This window comes from Bathymodiolus azoricus thioautotrophic gill symbiont (genome assembly GCF_001298715.1).
GTDB lineage: Bacteria > Pseudomonadota > Gammaproteobacteria > PS1 > Pseudothioglobaceae > Thiodubiliella.
This window is the reverse complement of sequence record NZ_CDSC02000135.1, coordinates 1-1,071: the sequence shown is the minus strand read 5'-3', so window position 1 is coordinate 1,071 and position 1,071 is coordinate 1. Positions and strand designations below refer to the sequence as shown.

1 protein-coding gene is annotated in these 1,071 nt (G+C 40.4%); it reads left to right on the top strand.

The features are described 5' to 3' along the window. Positions 1 to 1,071, top strand: a 1,071-nt coding sequence (locus tag BAZSYMA_RS02600; protein WP_195910061.1) for a galactose-binding domain-containing protein, incomplete at both ends; no start/stop codon positions are given.

The window sequence follows — 1,071 nt, the reverse complement described above, 5'->3', positions numbered from 1 at the left end:
CTAACTAAACTCCTTGCAGTTGCCATCATTTCAGTCTCTTTGAATGCTTTTAGTGTTACAATCAGCACTAATTATGTTAATGCTACTGCTGGAACTGCCATTACACCTGTTACCATCACTAATACAGGTGATGCTGCTTTTTATTACTCAATTTCTCCTGCTATCTCCAATGGCTTATCCTTTAATGCAAGAAATGGAACCATCTCTGGAACGCCAATTTTTACATCTGATCCAGTGACTTATGTTATAACAACTTATGTTGTAACAGCAACTGGTTTATTTGCTAAGGACACTGCAACTGTTGTTATTGCTGTTGGTGTCGGTGATATTAATCTGGCCTTTGGAAAACATGCCACACAATCCAGTACATATCTATACCACTCTATCGTTCCTGTTGCTGGCTATGCAGTGGATGGTAATACTGATGGCTATTTCTTAAATAAGAGCACCACCTATACCGAATATGAACACGGCGCTTGGTGGCAGGTTGATCTGGGCAGCAAGAAAAACATCAATCAAATCATTATCTACAACCGCACTGATTGCTGTGCAGATAGACTAAGCAACTACCAAGTTAGTATTTCTAATAAAGCAGACTTCAGCACCCACATTTATCAACAAGACTTCCATGTTGCGCCTAATCCAAAAAAGACTATTAAATTAGACGCATCAGGTAAACAAGGTCGCTATGTTAGAATCCAGTTGCTTGATCAGAACTATCTGTCTCTAGCAGAAGTTCAGGTTATGGGTATTGATCCTTTGCGTTTTGCTAAGGTGGATTATTCTAGTACTCATAATGATTTCGATGGATCTTATAATGCGCCAAATTATGCCAATAAGACGGCCTTTGCCGCCATTAAAAGCGACGGCTCAATCATAGCATGGGGTGGTCTACCTTCTGAAGGCATAGATCCAGATTCTGTAGGTAAAAAAGCACCCACTGACAGTGGCTATACCGAGATTTATTCAAACGAATATGCATTTGCTGCCCTTAAAGCTGATGGCTCAATTACAACATGGGGTAGCCTAAACAATGGAGGCACAAACGCATCCAATGTACCCACTGACAAA